Source organism: Arcicella sp. BE140, assembly GCF_031456255.1.
GTDB classification, from domain to species: Bacteria; Bacteroidota; Bacteroidia; order Cytophagales; family Spirosomataceae; genus Arcicella; species Arcicella aquatica.
Map to the genome: position 1 here is coordinate 616,466 of NZ_JAVDUE010000002.1, position 14,922 is coordinate 631,387.

Genomic DNA, 14,922 nt, shown 5'->3' on the forward strand with positions numbered 1-14,922 from the left:
ATCAAAGAACCCGAAAATTGTCATTATACAATTTTCGGGTTCTTTGATTTATGTGTGGTTGATATTTTTTAAAAATCACTCATTCACAATTCACTAACTCACAACTAAACATTACTCAAACATCAAATACAAAGTAACACTATGTGCATTCAATCCTTGGATGTCTCTTGCATAGTTATTCACACTTGGTGGAATAAACAGATTGGTTAATCCATGCGAGAACCTGAGTTCAGGTGTAAATTTAAAGTACTTAAAAAACTGTTCGAAGCCAATACCATATTCTAGCGAAAGGTCTGCTGTTCTTGTATCCAGTTTTCTGGTTGAATTAGCGTTTTTCCTGACGTTGGTCTCCATCCCAATTTTTACCCCAGCATCTACATACATCCTAGAGTTCCCCCTCCGCATCGATTTATATTTCAATAAAATTGGCACTTCAAGCCAAGTCGATTCTCGTAATTCAGGTGGAAAATCAGGAGAATTGGTAAAACGATAATTCAACTGACGACCATACAACGCAATATTAATCCCCGATTTTAAATCAAATCGGTCATTCAATTTAAGGTTCACTAATCCACCAACTTGAAAAGAAAAGTTGCCAGGCGAAACAATCGTTACAGCACTATCACCGGGGGCCTTAAAATTTGCGCTATGCGATATATTGAATCGGGATGAACCAAAACCAAATAAAAAGCCAAAGTGTACGGCTTTATCATCGTAAAATTCATCGTAAATACGTTTGTAGTCATAACGTTGTGCCTGTGCTTTGTTGATAGTGTTCAACATAGCTACAGAGGCAATTACTACAAAAAGTATTACTTTCTGCCGATATAAATAGTACTTATTCCGAAAGTGAGTGGTAAGCATTGGGTTCTGTTAAAACCTGCACGTTGGAATACTTGAATAAAATCGTTTCCATCTGGAAATGCTTGTACTGAATCATGCAGATATGTATAAGCAGAGGTATCTTTTGAAATGATTTTACCAACTACGGGCAAGATATATTTAAAGTAAAAATTATATAGCTGTTTAAATGGAAAAGCAGATGGCTTCGAAAATTCAAGGACAATACAAGTGCCATCTTTTTTCATTACACGACACATATCTGTAAGACCTTTTTCAAGATTCTCGAAATTACGCACACCAAAACTAACGATAACGGCATCAAAAGTATTGTCTTCAAAGTTTAATCTTTCAGAATCACCTTTTTGTAACGCTATGATATTATCGACGCCAAGTTTCTTGATTTTTTCACGCCCTACACTTAGCATCCCTTCTGAAATATCTACACCCACAATTTTTTCAGGTTTTAATGCCAATGCTTCAATGGCAAAATCGCCCGTCCCTGTGGCAATATCCAAAATAGTTTTAGGGGCTGATTTTTTCAATAATTTGATGGCTTTTTTACGCCATAAAATATCAATACCACCGCTCAACAAATGATTTAAGAAATCATATTTGGGTGAAACATTATCAAACATCTGAGCTACCTGCTCTTTTTTGCTTGCACTTTGCTCTTTGTAAGGAACTACGCTCATTATGTTGCTATGCGGACAACCTTGTCCGTCGGATTGATTCTATCTTAATAATTTTACAAAATTACCATACTATCCCGAAATAACATCTTGTTTGAAAATATTGTTTCTAAGATATCACAAACCTTGTCGGAATAATGAGTATTATTACTAAAACAAAAACCAGATGATACAGCAAATAGGCCTTTATGTGATGTCCGTTCTTTATACCCTTGCAGGCATCAATCATTTTATCAAACCCAAAATGTATTTAGCCATTATGCCACCATACATTCCTGCACATGGATTGATGGTGATGATGAGTGGTATTGCCGAAATTGTGTTGGGTTTAGGATTACTTTCTCCAGTTACTCGTCCTTGGGCAGCTTGGGGTATTATATTACTGTTAATCGCTATTTTCCCTGCCAATGTGTATATGCTGACTTCGGGGAAATTTTCAAAAATCGCTGAATGGCTTCTTTGGCTTCGTCTTCCCTTACAGTTCTTTTTGATTTGGTGGGCTTATTTATACACCAAAGGGTGAGTTAATATTACTTGTTTTGAGGAATACAGAAGAGGAGTATTAACGCTAAAAGAATAATATTTCTAAAGAACGACTATCACGATTAAATCATTGAATTCCATTTGGTTATAAAAATAAAAAAACTTATATTTAAGTGATATTACTTCATCGACTCGATAAGTATATTTATAGAATAACTCCATTTTATTATAGCAAACTCACCAAGTAATCATCAATGATTGCTCAGCAATAAGAAATTTAAACCGATAAATCCGTTTAACTTTTTAGAGTTGCCTCGTAAGACAGGCAACTTTTTTTATGTCTTAAATTAAAACAGTATGCTTGCATAATAATTTTAATATTATTATTTTTACATTTTATTGTATGCAAGCATAATAACAAGCCAAACCATTAGCCATGACTCAGCAATATTCTCGTCGGAACCTTGATTTTATGTTAAAAGAAGTACTGCAAATAGCAGAACTTACTAAATATCCTTTCTTTCAAGACTATACCCCCGATATGTTCGATATGGTTTTGGATACTTCTGAAGAAATTGCTGAGAAAATCCTGCGAAATGCCTACAGTGATGCCGATAGAAATCAGCCTCAATTAGTAAACGGACAAGTAAAAGTACATCCTGCCGTAAAAGACTATGTAAAAGCCATGGGCGATGCTGGCATGATAGGAGCGACTTTCTCTTATGAAAATGGTGGACAACAATTGCCTACCATGGTTGAAGCCGCAACCGAAATGATTCGGGGTGCCGCCAACAACGCTTTCGTCATGTTTACAGGACTGACGGCGGGTTCGGCTAATTTGATTTTTACTTTTGGGTCGGATGAATTAAAAGAAAAGTTTGCTTCAAGAATGATTACAGGGGAATGGACAGGCTCTATGTGCTTGACAGAACCTCAGGCTGGTAGTTCACTATCAGATGTAATTACTACTGCCAAACCACAAGGCGATGGTACTTTTAAAATCAAAGGACAAAAAGTATTTATCTCTGCTGGCGACCATGACATTGCCGATAATATTATTCACCTTGTACTTGCTCGGATAGAAGGAGCACCCCTTGGCACAAAAGGCATTTCATTGTTTGTAGTGCCAAAATTCAGAGAGGAAAACGGTAGCTTCACAGTTGATAACGATGTGATTTCTACTGGAATCTATCATAAAATGGGGCAAAAAGCTACGCCCGCTATGCACTTAACCTTTGGGGATAAAGACAATACCATAGGATATTTAGTGGGGGATGCTAACAAAGGGCTGAACTATATGTTTCAGTTGATGAACGAAGCCCGTTTGGGCGTAGGTATGGGTGGAACTTATATTGCTTCTGCTGCCTATTATGCTTCATTAGAATATGCCAAAGAACGCCCGCAAGGACGAAAATTGAATAATAAAAATTTAGAAGAAGAACAGACGTACATCATTAACCATCCAGACGTAAAACGTATGCTATTGTTTCAAAAAGCCGTTGTTGAAGGCTCTTTGGGACTGCTATTAGAATGTTACCATTGGCAAGATATGATTCATGCCTTGGGGAAAACCTCGGAAGAGTCCAAACCTTATCAGTTAATGCTCGATTTGATGACTACCGTAGCGAAAACCTATCCCGCCGAAATGGGCATCAAAGCAGTAAATGAAGGGTTACAAGTATTTGGAGGTTATGGCTACACCGAAGATTTCCCTTTAGAACAAATGGCTAGGGATGTCAGGATTATGTCTATCTACGAAGGAACTACGGGGATTCATTCCTTGAATCTTTTGGGTAGAGGTATTACGATGAACAATGGCAAAGCCCCGCAGTTGCTTTTTAATGAAATAACGCAAACTATTCAGCAAGCAAATACTTATGATGACCTAAAACCCTATGCCGAAAAGCTAGAAAAAGAATTAGGGCGTTTACAAAAAGTAACGATGTATCTATTAAGCAACGCTGCCAAAGGTGATAACGAAGTATTCTTGGCTGATGCAAACCTTTACATGGAGTTCTTTGGCATCGTCAGCGTAGCATGGGTATGGCTCAAACAAGGTATCGTAGCTAAAAAGGCATTAATTACGCAAAATCACGAAGGGAGTGAATTGGCATTTTATGAATCTAAAATTCATACGATGAAATTCTTCTATCATTATGAACTAATAAAAACATTAACCCTAGCTACTCGTTTGACAGATCCAATATTATTGACTGTCGATTCAGAAAAGCAACAAGTTTTTCAATAATATCAAATTACACATACATCAAAACAAACTCATATCCCTGCTTTTTAAGTGGGGATTTTTTTGTAGAATTATAAAGAGGTTTAAGAGATATTTAAAAAAAAGACGTCCCAATCCCGAAGAGATGACAAGATTATAGAAAAAGAAAGAGATATCAACATCCAAACCCCGAAGGGGTGTTAGGATTATAGAAACAATGAAGAAATGTCTACATTCAAACCCCGAAGGGGTGACAGGATTCGCATCGACATATATATGTCACCCCTTCGGGGTTTAATATATATGTTTTTAATTTTTTCTATAATCCTGTCATCCCTTCGAGATTTTACTATATTTAATAATTTATTAAATTCAATCTAATAAAACATGATTCAAACCTAAATAAAAATATGGCTGGCACGTTCTCACAAATGTATATTCAAATTGTTTTTGCAGTAAAGGGTAGAGAGAATTTGATTGATAAAACTTGGAAAAATGATTTGTATAAATATATTGCTGGAATCATCAAAGGCAAAAATCAAAAGCCAATCATCGTCAATGGTATGCCCGATCATATCCATATTTTTGTTGGCTTAAAACCTTCAATCGCAATCTCTGACTTGGTTCGTGATATAAAAAACAATTCCTCCAACTATATTAATGAACGTAGATTAGTAAGAGGCAAATTCTCATGGCAAGAAGGATATGGAGCATTTACATATTCTCATTCACACGTTTCTGCGGTATATGATTACATTCTCAATCAAGATGCGCACCATAAAAAACAAACATTTAAAGAAGAGTATTACAATTTTTTGAAAAAATTTGAAGTTGAATTTGAGGATAAATATCTGTTCGACTGGCTTGACTAATAAATTTCTGAAAACTACATCAATAGAAAAAGGTAGTTTTGCTTTCCAAATCATCAAACAGTCAATCATGACTCCAGAAATCAAAAAATATAGTTTTAAAGACGGCCTTCCACAGGAATTTGAAATTGTTGATATAGCCGAACTTTGTAAGGAAATACCAGAAACACTTGCTACTACACATAGAATAGGCTTTTATAATATTATTTGGTTTCAAGAAGGTAGCCCCACCCATATTGTCGATTTCAAACCTGTAAAAATTGTGCCTGATACTTTACTATTTCTGAATAAAGATACTGTTCAACGATTTGACAATAAAACTCCATTTGAAGCAAAAGCTATTCTGTTTACTGATAGTTTTTTCTGCAAAACAGATGCCGATACTAAGTTTCTAAAAAACAGTATTTTATTCAACGATTTGTTTTCGGTATCACAAGTTCATGTATCGGGACAAGTAAAGCTATTTGCAGATTTATTGGGTTTGATGGCGGAGGAATTACAAAACAACAAGGATAATTATCAGGCTGATGTTCTACAAAACTTACTCCATAATTTCCTTTTGCTAGGTGAACGAGCCAGACGAAAGCAAAATTTTGTTGAAATTAAAAAAGGAGCAGACCTTGAATATGTGATGCTATTTAAAGACTATTTAGAGGAACATTATCGCAAGCAAAAGCAAGTAAGCTATTATGCTAGGCAGATTTCTATCACTGAAAAACGTTTGAATCAAGCAACTACTAAGGTATTGGCCAAGACCCCAAAGGAGCTCATTGATGATAGAGTGATGCTAGAAGCGAAGCGTCTTTTAGCACATACTAGCCAAAATGTAAAAGAAATTGGCTTTAATTTAGGTTTTGAAGAGCCTACCAACTTTATCAAGTACTTCAAAAAGCATGCTTTTACTACGCCCGTTGAATTCAGAGAGAAAATCAATTTGGACTAAAAGTATCATTCAAAGGAACATTCCTACCTTTCTTGTTTTTCCTGATTACCGCAACTTTGTATCGTAATTAAACATTAAGCAAAAATGAAAAAAACGATATTAAGTACAGCAGTAATACTAGGATTAGGCTTATCTGCTTTTACCCCAACCAACAACGTAGTTTTTAACACAGATAACAACAAAAAGATGGAAACTCCAGACAACAAAAAGAAAGTAGTAGCATTACTCAAATCCATTGAAACAGGTGCTACTGAACCAGTTGGATACATCAATCCTAACAAATACATTCAGCATAACCTCGGTGTTGCCGACGGACTAGCAGGTTTTGGTGCGTTGCTTTCGGCATTGCCTAAAAACTCGGCAAAAGTAAATACTGTTAGAGTTTTTCAGGATGGTGATTTTGTATTTGCCCATACAGAATATAACTTCTTTGGACCCAAAATAGGTTTTGATATTTTCAGATTTGAAGACGGGAAAATTGTTGAACACTGGGATAATTTGCAGGAAACAGTTACAAAAACTGCGAATGGGCATACCATGATTGATGGAGCAACGGCTATCAAGGATATTAATAAAACTGCTGAGAACAAAGCATTGGTTACTAAGTTTGTAAATGATTTCTTGGTAAATGGCGATGTGTCTATTATCCCAAATTATATTCATCCTACAGCTTACGTTCAGCACAATCCACATATTGGGGATAAGCTAGAAGGGCTACAGCATGCACTGAAATATTTTGCTGAAAACAAAATAGGTTTTAAATATGATAAAATACATAAAGTATTAGGGGAAGGAAATTTTGTATTAGTAGTAAGCGAGGGACAAATGGCAGGAGTACACAGTTCATTCTATGATTTGTTTAGGGTAGAAAATGGTAAAATCGCTGAACACTGGGACACTATCGAAGCTATTCCAACCAAAGAAAATTGGAAGAATGGAAATGGTAAGTTTTAGGATTATATAAATTTAGGTAGGTAGTTAACTGTGTGAAAACCTTCTTCTTTTTAGTCGGTGACTTAAGTCCTACTGATTATCAAAAAATGTATAAATAACTAATAATCAATCTCTTATATCTAGCGAGGGACTTAAGTCCCTCGCTAGATATAAGAGATTCAACGCTTGGTTTTAAATACTATTAATGTATATTTAAGCTAATTTAATCAATAATCACATCTTCATTTCAACTTTGTAAAAGATGTGCGTAATCAGTAGGACCTAAGTCACCGACTAAAATGAATTTACATCTTCTCCCCAGCCTTCAATACCACATTTAAAAAGTTCTCTGCTGGTGGCACAGGGCAAGTATAAGTAGGATTATAAGCACAATAAGGCTGATAACAAAGGTTGAAATCAATTTCAATCGTTTTGTCTTTAATATCTTCCATCTTCAAATCAATATATCTGCCAGCCCCATAAGTTTCTTTATTGGTAGTCAAATCACGAAAAGGTAAAAACAAGTTTCCCTCTGGCGTTTTAAATAGCTTCAAGGCACATTTCTTCCCGTCTATCTCAAATTTAACATTGGCAAAGGCTTCATATTCTTCTGTTTCTCCCCCCGTCATGTTGATTTTTATATTTTGTCCGCTCGTTAGCATATCCATTGTTGCCACCACTTTATAAGCAGGATTTACCTCAAAATAATGTAATCCCTTAAATTGAGCTTTGTTTTCAATAGGCGACTCTTTTTCCTCTTTAAAAGCTTGGTCTTTTTCAAGTCTTATTTGCTGAATAGTTTTTGCATAATTATCGTCACTTTTCGGAAGCTCCGCAGGTTTTTCTTGCGAATCTACAAACGAATAAATAATGATAGCTACTAGAATTACACTGGTAAAAACAAGGAAGAATTTATTTTTGAACATTTTCTGAGGAATTTTAATAGGAACATACCTGTTCTTGATAGAGAAGCAAATTTAGTAAATTAACTTGCGAAATCGATAGAAGTTATCGGCTATCAGCTTTCGGTCATCGATTTTTAGTTATTTAATACATATTATTATTACTTGTTGTAAATATAAAATATTAGTGGCTGAGCTAGGTGTCAAAAAAGAATCATCACCTGAAGACCGAAAGCCGCTATCCGAAAGCCAAAATAAAACTTTTCCACAATTTATCAATACAAAAATGTTCACAGGAATTATCGAAGCCATTGGCGAAGTAAAAGAACTCAGTAGCCAAGGAACAAACATTACATTTACCCTTACTTGTCCATTTACAAACGAACTAAAAATAGATCAAAGTCTTTCACACAATGGCGTGTGCTTAACAGTAATAGCGATTGAAGAAGAGCAATATTCCGTCACAGCTATCGACGAAACCTTGAAGAAAACCAATTTAGGAGCTTTACAGGTAGGCTCTAAAGTGAACCTTGAAAGATGTATGCCAGCGAACGGTCGTTTTGATGGTCATATTGTTCAAGGACACGTAGATCAAACAGGAATAGTGACCAACATCATCGAACAAAATGGTTCTTGGTTATACGATTTTGAGTATAGTAATGATGGTCAAAATGTAACGGTAGAAAAAGGCTCTATTTGTATCAATGGAACTAGCCTAACGGTGTTTAATTCAGGCATAAATACCTTCCGAGTAGCCATTATTCCTTACACTTACGAGCATACTATTTTCCATACATTAGAGGTCGGAAATGTGGTAAATTTAGAGTTTGACATCGTTGGAAAATACATCAAAAAGATGGTAAATATTTGAGGAAACGTAGCGTATTTATACCCTATTTTGTTGTATTTTTACCCCTTTTTTCGTATATTTATAGTAGTGGAAGGAGTAAGTTTGTACATTTGAAACTTATGCTACACCACGATTAACATTTAAATAATTTATAAAAATGGCGGGAAAACTAACCAACCCAGAATCTGAAAACATTAAACAACAAATTGCCAATTATCAAGAGAAAAACGATGTTCATGCACACCACCTAAGTGTGTCCGTGCTACAAAAGTTAATTGAAGAGAATCCAGACATTGTAGGGCTAAAGATTGAACATGCGTATGATGAAAATAATGTTCATAGTTTAGTAATTAGTGGAGTAAACAAGGAGAGTGAAATAGTATCTAACTCATGTATCATAGATGGACCTCCTTGTCCTCCTGATTGTAAAATTACTTTTGAATAATCATTAAAATGAAGATAGGGTTAAGTACTTATGTGTCTTCTTCGGTTGTATTTCTTCCTTTGATAATTATCCTTCTTAGGAAGAAATACCTCACGAAAGAATTAAAAATTCTTTTCTTATATATAATAGCCTCAATTCTTTTTGAGATATTTTCTGTTACTTGGGGAAAAATATTGCATAAACCTAATCATTTTATACTCAATATATTTGCGTTAACAGAAGGTGTTTTAATCAGTTGTGTTTTTCAAGAAGCTTTTATTAATAAAAAATTAAAAAGGATTACATTTATTATAATAAGCATTTATGTATTAGTCAGTATTTTCCTATTTGCAATGCCAAATGGCTTTTTCAAGTTTAACAGTATAGTTAATACCATTTCGTGCCTTTTAATTATTATTTGGGTTTTTGTATATTTTTATCAATTACTTCAAACTCTCCAAGTGATTAAACTCTACATGCTACCTTTATTTTGGATAAGTGTAGGCAGTTTGTTGTATTTTTCTGGAACACTCTTTATATTTCTTTATAGTGATACAATTCTTTTTCAAAAAGTGCCAATATTGTATTACCAACTCTGGAATATTTATTACGTTTTGCTTTTTGTTTTTAGAATTCTTTTAGCAGTAGGTTTATGGTTTAGTAAAACAGCTATACAAATGCCTAATACATTAAATCAAAAATAATACTTACACCTTTAATTGAATGAAGGTAGATTCAATATTTACAAGTGCAATAAATATATCTTCTGCTTTCGTATTTCTTCCTTTGATAATTACTATTATTAGGAAGAAATACCTCACTAAAGAGCTGAGAATACTTGGTTGGTACGTAATAACATCAGTTAGTTGCGAAGTTTTAGGCAATTTTTGTGGAAGGGTTTTACATTACCCTAATCATTTTATACTGAATATATTTGCCTTGTTCGAATGTCTTTTAATCAGCTTAATATTTAGGGAGGCTTTTATAGGGAGTAAATTAAAGACATTTGTGTTAGTTCTAACGAGTATGTATACATTAGTTAGTGTATATTTATTTATGATACCAGATGGTTTTTTTAAGTTTAATAGTACGGTTAATACCATCTCTTGTCTTTTAATAATTACATGGGTTTTAATATATTTTTATCAATTGTTGCAAACCCTTCAATTAATTAAACTCTACACGATACCTTTATTTTGGATAAGTGTAGGATGTTTATTGTATTTTTCTGGAACACTTTTTATTTTTCTTTATAGTGATATTATCCTTTGGCAGAAACAGCCAGTATTGTATTATCAACTTTGGACTATTTATTACATATTACTTTTTGTTTTTAGAGTACTTTTAGCAATAGGTTTATGGTATAGTAAACCATCAATACAAATACCTAATGCATTAAATCAAAAATAAATACTTACACCTTTAATCAAATAAATGGAGATAGATTTAATTTTGACGTATACATCTTCTTCAGTTGTATTTCTTCCTTTGATAATTGGTATTATCAGACATAGATATCTTACTAAAGAATTGCAAATGCTTTTTTTATACGTAATAGCCGCAATTATTTTGAGGTTTTTTGTGTTACATGGGCAAAAATACTACACCATCCCAATCATTTTATACTAAATATCTTTGCCTTGGCAGAAGGTATTTTGTTGAGTTTTACTTTTCGCAAAGCTCTTATTAATAAAAAATTAAAACGAGTCATATTTATTTCAATAATCATTTACACACTAACAAGTGTTTATCTGTTTATGATGCCAAATGGTTTTTTCAAGTTTAATAGTATAGTAAATGCGTTATCTTGCCTTTTAATAATTACATGGGTTTTAATATATTTTTATCAATTATTGCAAACTCTTCAAGTGATTAAATTATACACGTTGCCATTGTTTTGGATAAGTGTAGGGTGTTTATTATATTTCTCTGGAACGCTTTTTATATTTCTTTATGGTGATATTATCCTTTGGCAAAAACAGCCAATATTGTATTATCAACTCTGGAGTATTTATTATGTATTGCTTTTTGTTTTTAGAATTCTTTTAGCAGTAGGCTTATGGTTTAGTAAAACAGCTTTTCAGTTAAGTAAATCATTTTCAAATTAAATTGGATAAGAATGAGCTGTTTAGTCAATTTTTTAAGGTATCTCTTTATATTTCTTTATAGTGACGTGATTATTTTCAAAAGGAACTAAAGTTTTACAAACAACTCTGGAATAAAATATATTACGTTTTACTTTTCATCTTTAGAATCCTTTTAGGAATAGGTTTATGTTTCAGCAAGACCCCTCTACAATTAAAGCCATTATCGAAATAGGAACGACGATTATGCTTACATTTGCTACTAGTATTATTGTTTTAGTGTATGTGTTACACGAACGCCTCATTAAACAAAAATATGGTAGCTTATAAATATGCATAATTGAATGAGTGAGGTTAAAATCGTTATACTTGGTACAATAGCCATGCTTTTGCCTGTTTCGGCAATTATATTTTTTGTTATACTCTATTATCGACGCCAACGTATACAACGAGCTGCCCACGAAGAAGCCCTTCATGAAGCAATGCTCGAAGCCAGTGTGGTTTCACAAGAAGTAGTACGTCGTCAAATCGGTGGAGACCTTCACGATGAAATTGGGGCTTTGCTTTCTGCTACTAGAATGAGCCTTTCGCAAATGAATAAGTTTGCTGATAATGAATCTAAACGGAAGATACTTTTAGTCAGAACCGAAGAACTACTCAACGAAGCCCTCTTTAATGTAAGAAGGATTTCTAAAGACTTAATGCCCAGTACTTTAGATGAATTTGGGTTGATTGAAGCCCTGAAAGACTTCTCACAAAAAATGACCCTCCATACCAATCTTCCTATTCAATTCTGCCACGATAATCTCAATAAAAGGTATGACCCCAAAATAGAGTTATCCTTATACCGCTCTACCCAAGAATTAGTCAACAATGCCATCAAGCATGCGGAGGCGAAAGAAATCAAAATTTCCTTGAAAGAAGATAAAAACCTACTTATTCTACAAGTGAGTGATGATGGAAAAGGGTTTGATTTAGTGGCTATTAATCAACCTAGCAGAGGTATTGGAATAAAAAATATTGAAAGTCGTATGAGTCTTATCAAAGGACGTATTAAATTTGATGTAGAAATTGGCCGAGGCTCTACTTTTATTATCAATGTACCGATTTAAATCGGGATTGATATTAGTTTAATGGCGATTTCTATACATTAATTTCCTCTGTAAATCTAACCATTAATGAGTAATACAACTAAAATTAGAATTGCCGTCACCGACGACCATGCTCTTTTTCGTCGTGGTATAGTGTCTTTATTAAGCCACAATGATGATTTTGAAGTAGTACTTGAAGCATCAAACGGACAAGAGTTGATTGATAATATTCCCCAATCACTTCCCAATGTCGTTTTAATGGATTTGAATATGCCTGTATTGGATGGTATCAGAGCCACTGAAAGGATAAAAATACAGTTTCCTAAAGTGAAAATAATCGTGATTTCAATGCACGACGAAGACAAATTTGTTTCACATCTGATGTCTATCGGTGCCAACGGTTATTTGTTAAAGGATGCACATCCCGACGAAGTAGAAAATGCCATTTATACTGTTTTTAATGAAGACTACTATTATGGGCCTTTTCTGGTTAAAGTAATGCATAATAGGCTCATTAATAAGCCTGAAAAAAAGAATCCAACTCCTTTAAGTTTACAAGCAGGTATTTCAGAACGAGAACTAGAAGTACTAGAACACATTTGTCAAGGCATCACTACCCAGAACATTGCAGATATGCTATGTTTGAGTGCTAGAACCGTAGAGGGACATAGGAATAGAATAATGGAAAAAACAGGTACAAAAAATGTGGCAGGATTAGTAGCATGGGCTGTTCGCAATGGCGTTTGTTAAGAAAATACTTTAAACCACCACCTTCCTTTATCGATAATTATCTTACTATAACTTTCCCCACATGGCAGGAATCCCAGCCTGACAAGTGAAATATCAATATACAATCTCTAACTTTGCGTAAAATTATTAGAGAGACTACTTATTAATCAAGAAATGAAAACCAATTTTATAGAGGAACTTCGTTGGCGTGGAATGCTTCAGGATGCAATGCCTGGAACAGAAGAGCAACTTCAAAAAGAAATGACAGCCGCTTATATCGGCTTTGACCCTACAGCAGCGTCATTACATATCGGTAATTTAGCAACGATTATGTTGTTAAAACATTTTCAATTGTGTGGACATAAACCAATAGCATTAGTAGGAGGTGCCACAGGGATGATTGGAGATCCATCTTTCAAAGCATCAGAAAGATCATTTCTTTCTGAAGAAACACTACGATTTAACCAAGAAGGTATCCGTGCACAATTATCTAAATTCTTAGATTTTGATTGTGGCGAAAATTCGGCAGAGCTTGTTAATAACTACGATTGGTTCAAAGATTTTAGTTTTCTAGGATTCCTTCGCGAAGCGGGGAAATACCTTTCGGTAAATTACATGATGTCTAAAGACTCAGTAAAGAAACGCCTTGAAACAGGAATTTCATTTACCGAATTCTCGTATCAGTTATTACAAGGCTACGATTTTTACTGGCTATACAAAAATAAAAACGTTCGTTTGCAAATGGGAGGCTCTGACCAATGGGGGAATATCACCACGGGTACAGAGATAATAAGACGTAAAGAAGGAGGTGCCGATGAAATTGAGCACAAAGCTTATGCCCTTACTACTCCCTTAGTTACTAAAGCCGATGGAACAAAATTTGGTAAGTCTGAATCAGGCAATGTTTGGTTAGATAGAACCATGACAACGCCCTACCAATTCTACCAGTTTTGGTTGAATGCCACTGATGCCGATTGTAGCCGTTTGCTAAGAGTATTTACCTTGCTTAGCAAAGAGGAAATAGAAAAGCTAGAGGCCGACCATGCCGAAGCACCGCACCTGCGTATTATGCAAAAAGCATTGGCGAAAGATGTAACAACCAGAGTACACTCTGGAAAAGATTATGATATTGCCGTGAAAGCCTCTGAAATCCTTTTTGGAAAAGGTACGCTAGAAGTACTTCAAGGAATGAGCGATGCAGATATATTAGCAGTGTTCGATGGCGTACCTCAAACAACTATTAGCACAACTGACTTTGAAAGCAGTGCTACGGTGACAGATTTGGTGTCAGTAGTAACCAATGCTGAAATTTATCCTTCAAAAGGTGAAGCTAGAAGAGCGATACAAGGAAACGCATTAAGCATTAATAAAACTAGAATAGCGGATCCAAACCACTCAGCCAATTTTGAATTACTGAATGGGAAGTACCTATTAGTAGGCAAAGGAAAGAAAAATCACTTGATAACGGTGGCTTAAATCTACTGATATACATAGTAACTCAGCCCTGAAAGGTAATTTCAGGGCTATTTTTTTGTGAAGTAATTGTTTATTTCTGGAGGGTAAAGTATTGGTTGAATAAATTCTTTAAATTTTTTTGAAATATTTTCATGATTTAAGTTCCTGAAAAACAATGTATTTGCGATTTATTTCATAAAAGTTTAAAAAAAAGTTTGTGTAAGTGTTTGGTGGTTTAGAATTAATCCTACATCTTTGCACTCCCAAACGACGCCAACGGGCTGAGAAAAGGGAAAGAGTTAGAGTAGTTAGGAAGATAATTACTAGCGAGATTTAAAAATCGGAAGTAGGTTTTTAGGTTAAAGAGTTCTTTGAGATATTGGTAGAAATGATTAATAGAATT

16 protein-coding genes are annotated in these 14,922 nt (G+C 34.4%); 13 read left to right on the forward strand and 3 right to left on the reverse strand.

Annotated features, from left to right (window positions below):
• Positions 1-111: 111 nt before the first annotated feature.
• Positions 112-864: a porin family protein gene (locus J2Y60_RS05795; RefSeq protein ID WP_309914629.1), complete on the reverse strand. Its 753-nt coding sequence runs from the start codon at positions 862-864 to the stop codon at positions 112-114.
• Positions 813-1,535 carry a bifunctional demethylmenaquinone methyltransferase/2-methoxy-6-polyprenyl-1,4-benzoquinol methylase UbiE gene (gene ubiE / locus J2Y60_RS05800; protein ID WP_309914631.1) on the reverse strand — a complete coding sequence of 241 codons (723 nt, stop codon included), beginning with the start codon at positions 1,533-1,535 and terminating at the stop codon, positions 813-815. The genes J2Y60_RS05795 and ubiE overlap by 52 nt, the downstream gene beginning before the upstream one ends.
• 163 nt (positions 1,536-1,698) lie before the next feature.
• On the opposite strand from ubiE, the gene J2Y60_RS05805 reads away from it, so the two are divergent.
• The 5 genes from J2Y60_RS05805 (at position 1,699) to J2Y60_RS05825 (ending at position 7,005) form a co-directional block, all read left to right on the forward strand.
• The gene (locus tag J2Y60_RS05805) at positions 1,699-2,055 is read left to right on the forward strand and encodes a MauE/DoxX family redox-associated membrane protein (RefSeq protein ID WP_409014210.1); all 357 of its coding nucleotides are present in this window, start codon (positions 1,699-1,701) and stop codon (positions 2,053-2,055) included.
• Between the two features lie 396 nt (positions 2,056-2,451).
• A complete protein-coding gene (locus J2Y60_RS05810) occupies positions 2,452-4,263 on the forward strand; it encodes an acyl-CoA dehydrogenase (protein ID WP_309914634.1) in 1,812 nt (603 codons plus the stop codon).
• Positions 4,264-4,649: 386 nt separating this feature from the next.
• Complete coding sequence (tnpA, locus tag J2Y60_RS05815; protein WP_309914636.1) at positions 4,650-5,111, forward strand: IS200/IS605 family transposase; 462 nt, start codon at positions 4,650-4,652, stop codon at positions 5,109-5,111.
• 67 nt (positions 5,112-5,178) lie between these two features.
• The gene (locus tag J2Y60_RS05820) at positions 5,179-6,051 is read left to right on the forward strand and encodes a helix-turn-helix domain-containing protein (RefSeq protein ID WP_309914639.1); all 873 of its coding nucleotides are present in this window, start codon (positions 5,179-5,181) and stop codon (positions 6,049-6,051) included.
• Positions 6,052-6,135: 84 nt separating this feature from the next.
• The gene (locus tag J2Y60_RS05825) at positions 6,136-7,005 is read left to right on the forward strand and encodes a nuclear transport factor 2 family protein (RefSeq protein WP_309914642.1); all 870 of its coding nucleotides are present in this window, start codon (positions 6,136-6,138) and stop codon (positions 7,003-7,005) included.
• Between the two features lie 284 nt (positions 7,006-7,289).
• Here J2Y60_RS05825 and J2Y60_RS05830 read toward each other — a convergent pair whose 3' ends face one another.
• Positions 7,290-7,910, reverse strand: coding sequence for a DUF1684 domain-containing protein (locus tag J2Y60_RS05830; protein ID WP_309914645.1), 621 nt, complete (start codon positions 7,908-7,910; stop codon positions 7,290-7,292).
• A gap of 262 nt (positions 7,911-8,172) precedes the next feature.
• Between J2Y60_RS05830 and J2Y60_RS05835 the strand changes: the two genes are divergently transcribed.
• The 8 genes from J2Y60_RS05835 to tyrS all read left to right on the forward strand — a co-directional run bounded on the left by J2Y60_RS05835 (position 8,173) and on the right by tyrS (position 14,540).
• Positions 8,173-8,757: a riboflavin synthase gene (locus J2Y60_RS05835; protein ID WP_309914648.1), complete on the forward strand. Its 585-nt coding sequence runs from the start codon at positions 8,173-8,175 to the stop codon at positions 8,755-8,757.
• A 136-nt stretch (positions 8,758-8,893) separates the two neighbouring features.
• A complete protein-coding gene (locus tag J2Y60_RS05840) occupies positions 8,894-9,181 on the forward strand; it encodes a hypothetical protein (protein WP_309914650.1) in 288 nt (95 codons plus the stop codon).
• Between the two features lie 8 nt (positions 9,182-9,189).
• The gene (locus tag J2Y60_RS05845; RefSeq protein ID WP_309914652.1) at positions 9,190-9,864 is read left to right on the forward strand and encodes a hypothetical protein; all 675 of its coding nucleotides are present in this window, start codon (positions 9,190-9,192) and stop codon (positions 9,862-9,864) included.
• A 936-nt stretch (positions 9,865-10,800) separates the two neighbouring features.
• Positions 10,801-11,268 carry a hypothetical protein gene (locus J2Y60_RS05850; protein WP_309914656.1) on the forward strand — a complete coding sequence of 156 codons (468 nt, stop codon included), beginning with the start codon at positions 10,801-10,803 and terminating at the stop codon, positions 11,266-11,268.
• A 165-nt stretch (positions 11,269-11,433) separates the two neighbouring features.
• Positions 11,434-11,574, forward strand: a complete 141-nt coding sequence (locus tag J2Y60_RS05855; protein WP_309914659.1) for a hypothetical protein — start codon at positions 11,434-11,436, stop codon at positions 11,572-11,574.
• 14 nt (positions 11,575-11,588) lie between these two features.
• Entirely contained in the window at positions 11,589-12,356 is a 768-nt protein-coding gene (locus J2Y60_RS05860) for an ATP-binding protein (protein ID WP_309914662.1), read from the forward strand.
• 66 nt (positions 12,357-12,422) lie between these two features.
• The gene (locus J2Y60_RS05865) at positions 12,423-13,085 is read left to right on the forward strand and encodes a response regulator transcription factor (protein WP_309914665.1); all 663 of its coding nucleotides are present in this window, start codon (positions 12,423-12,425) and stop codon (positions 13,083-13,085) included.
• A 153-nt stretch (positions 13,086-13,238) separates the two neighbouring features.
• Entirely contained in the window at positions 13,239-14,540 is a 1,302-nt protein-coding gene (gene tyrS / locus J2Y60_RS05870) for a tyrosine--tRNA ligase (protein WP_309914667.1), read from the forward strand.
• The last annotated feature ends 382 nt before the right edge of the window (positions 14,541-14,922 follow it).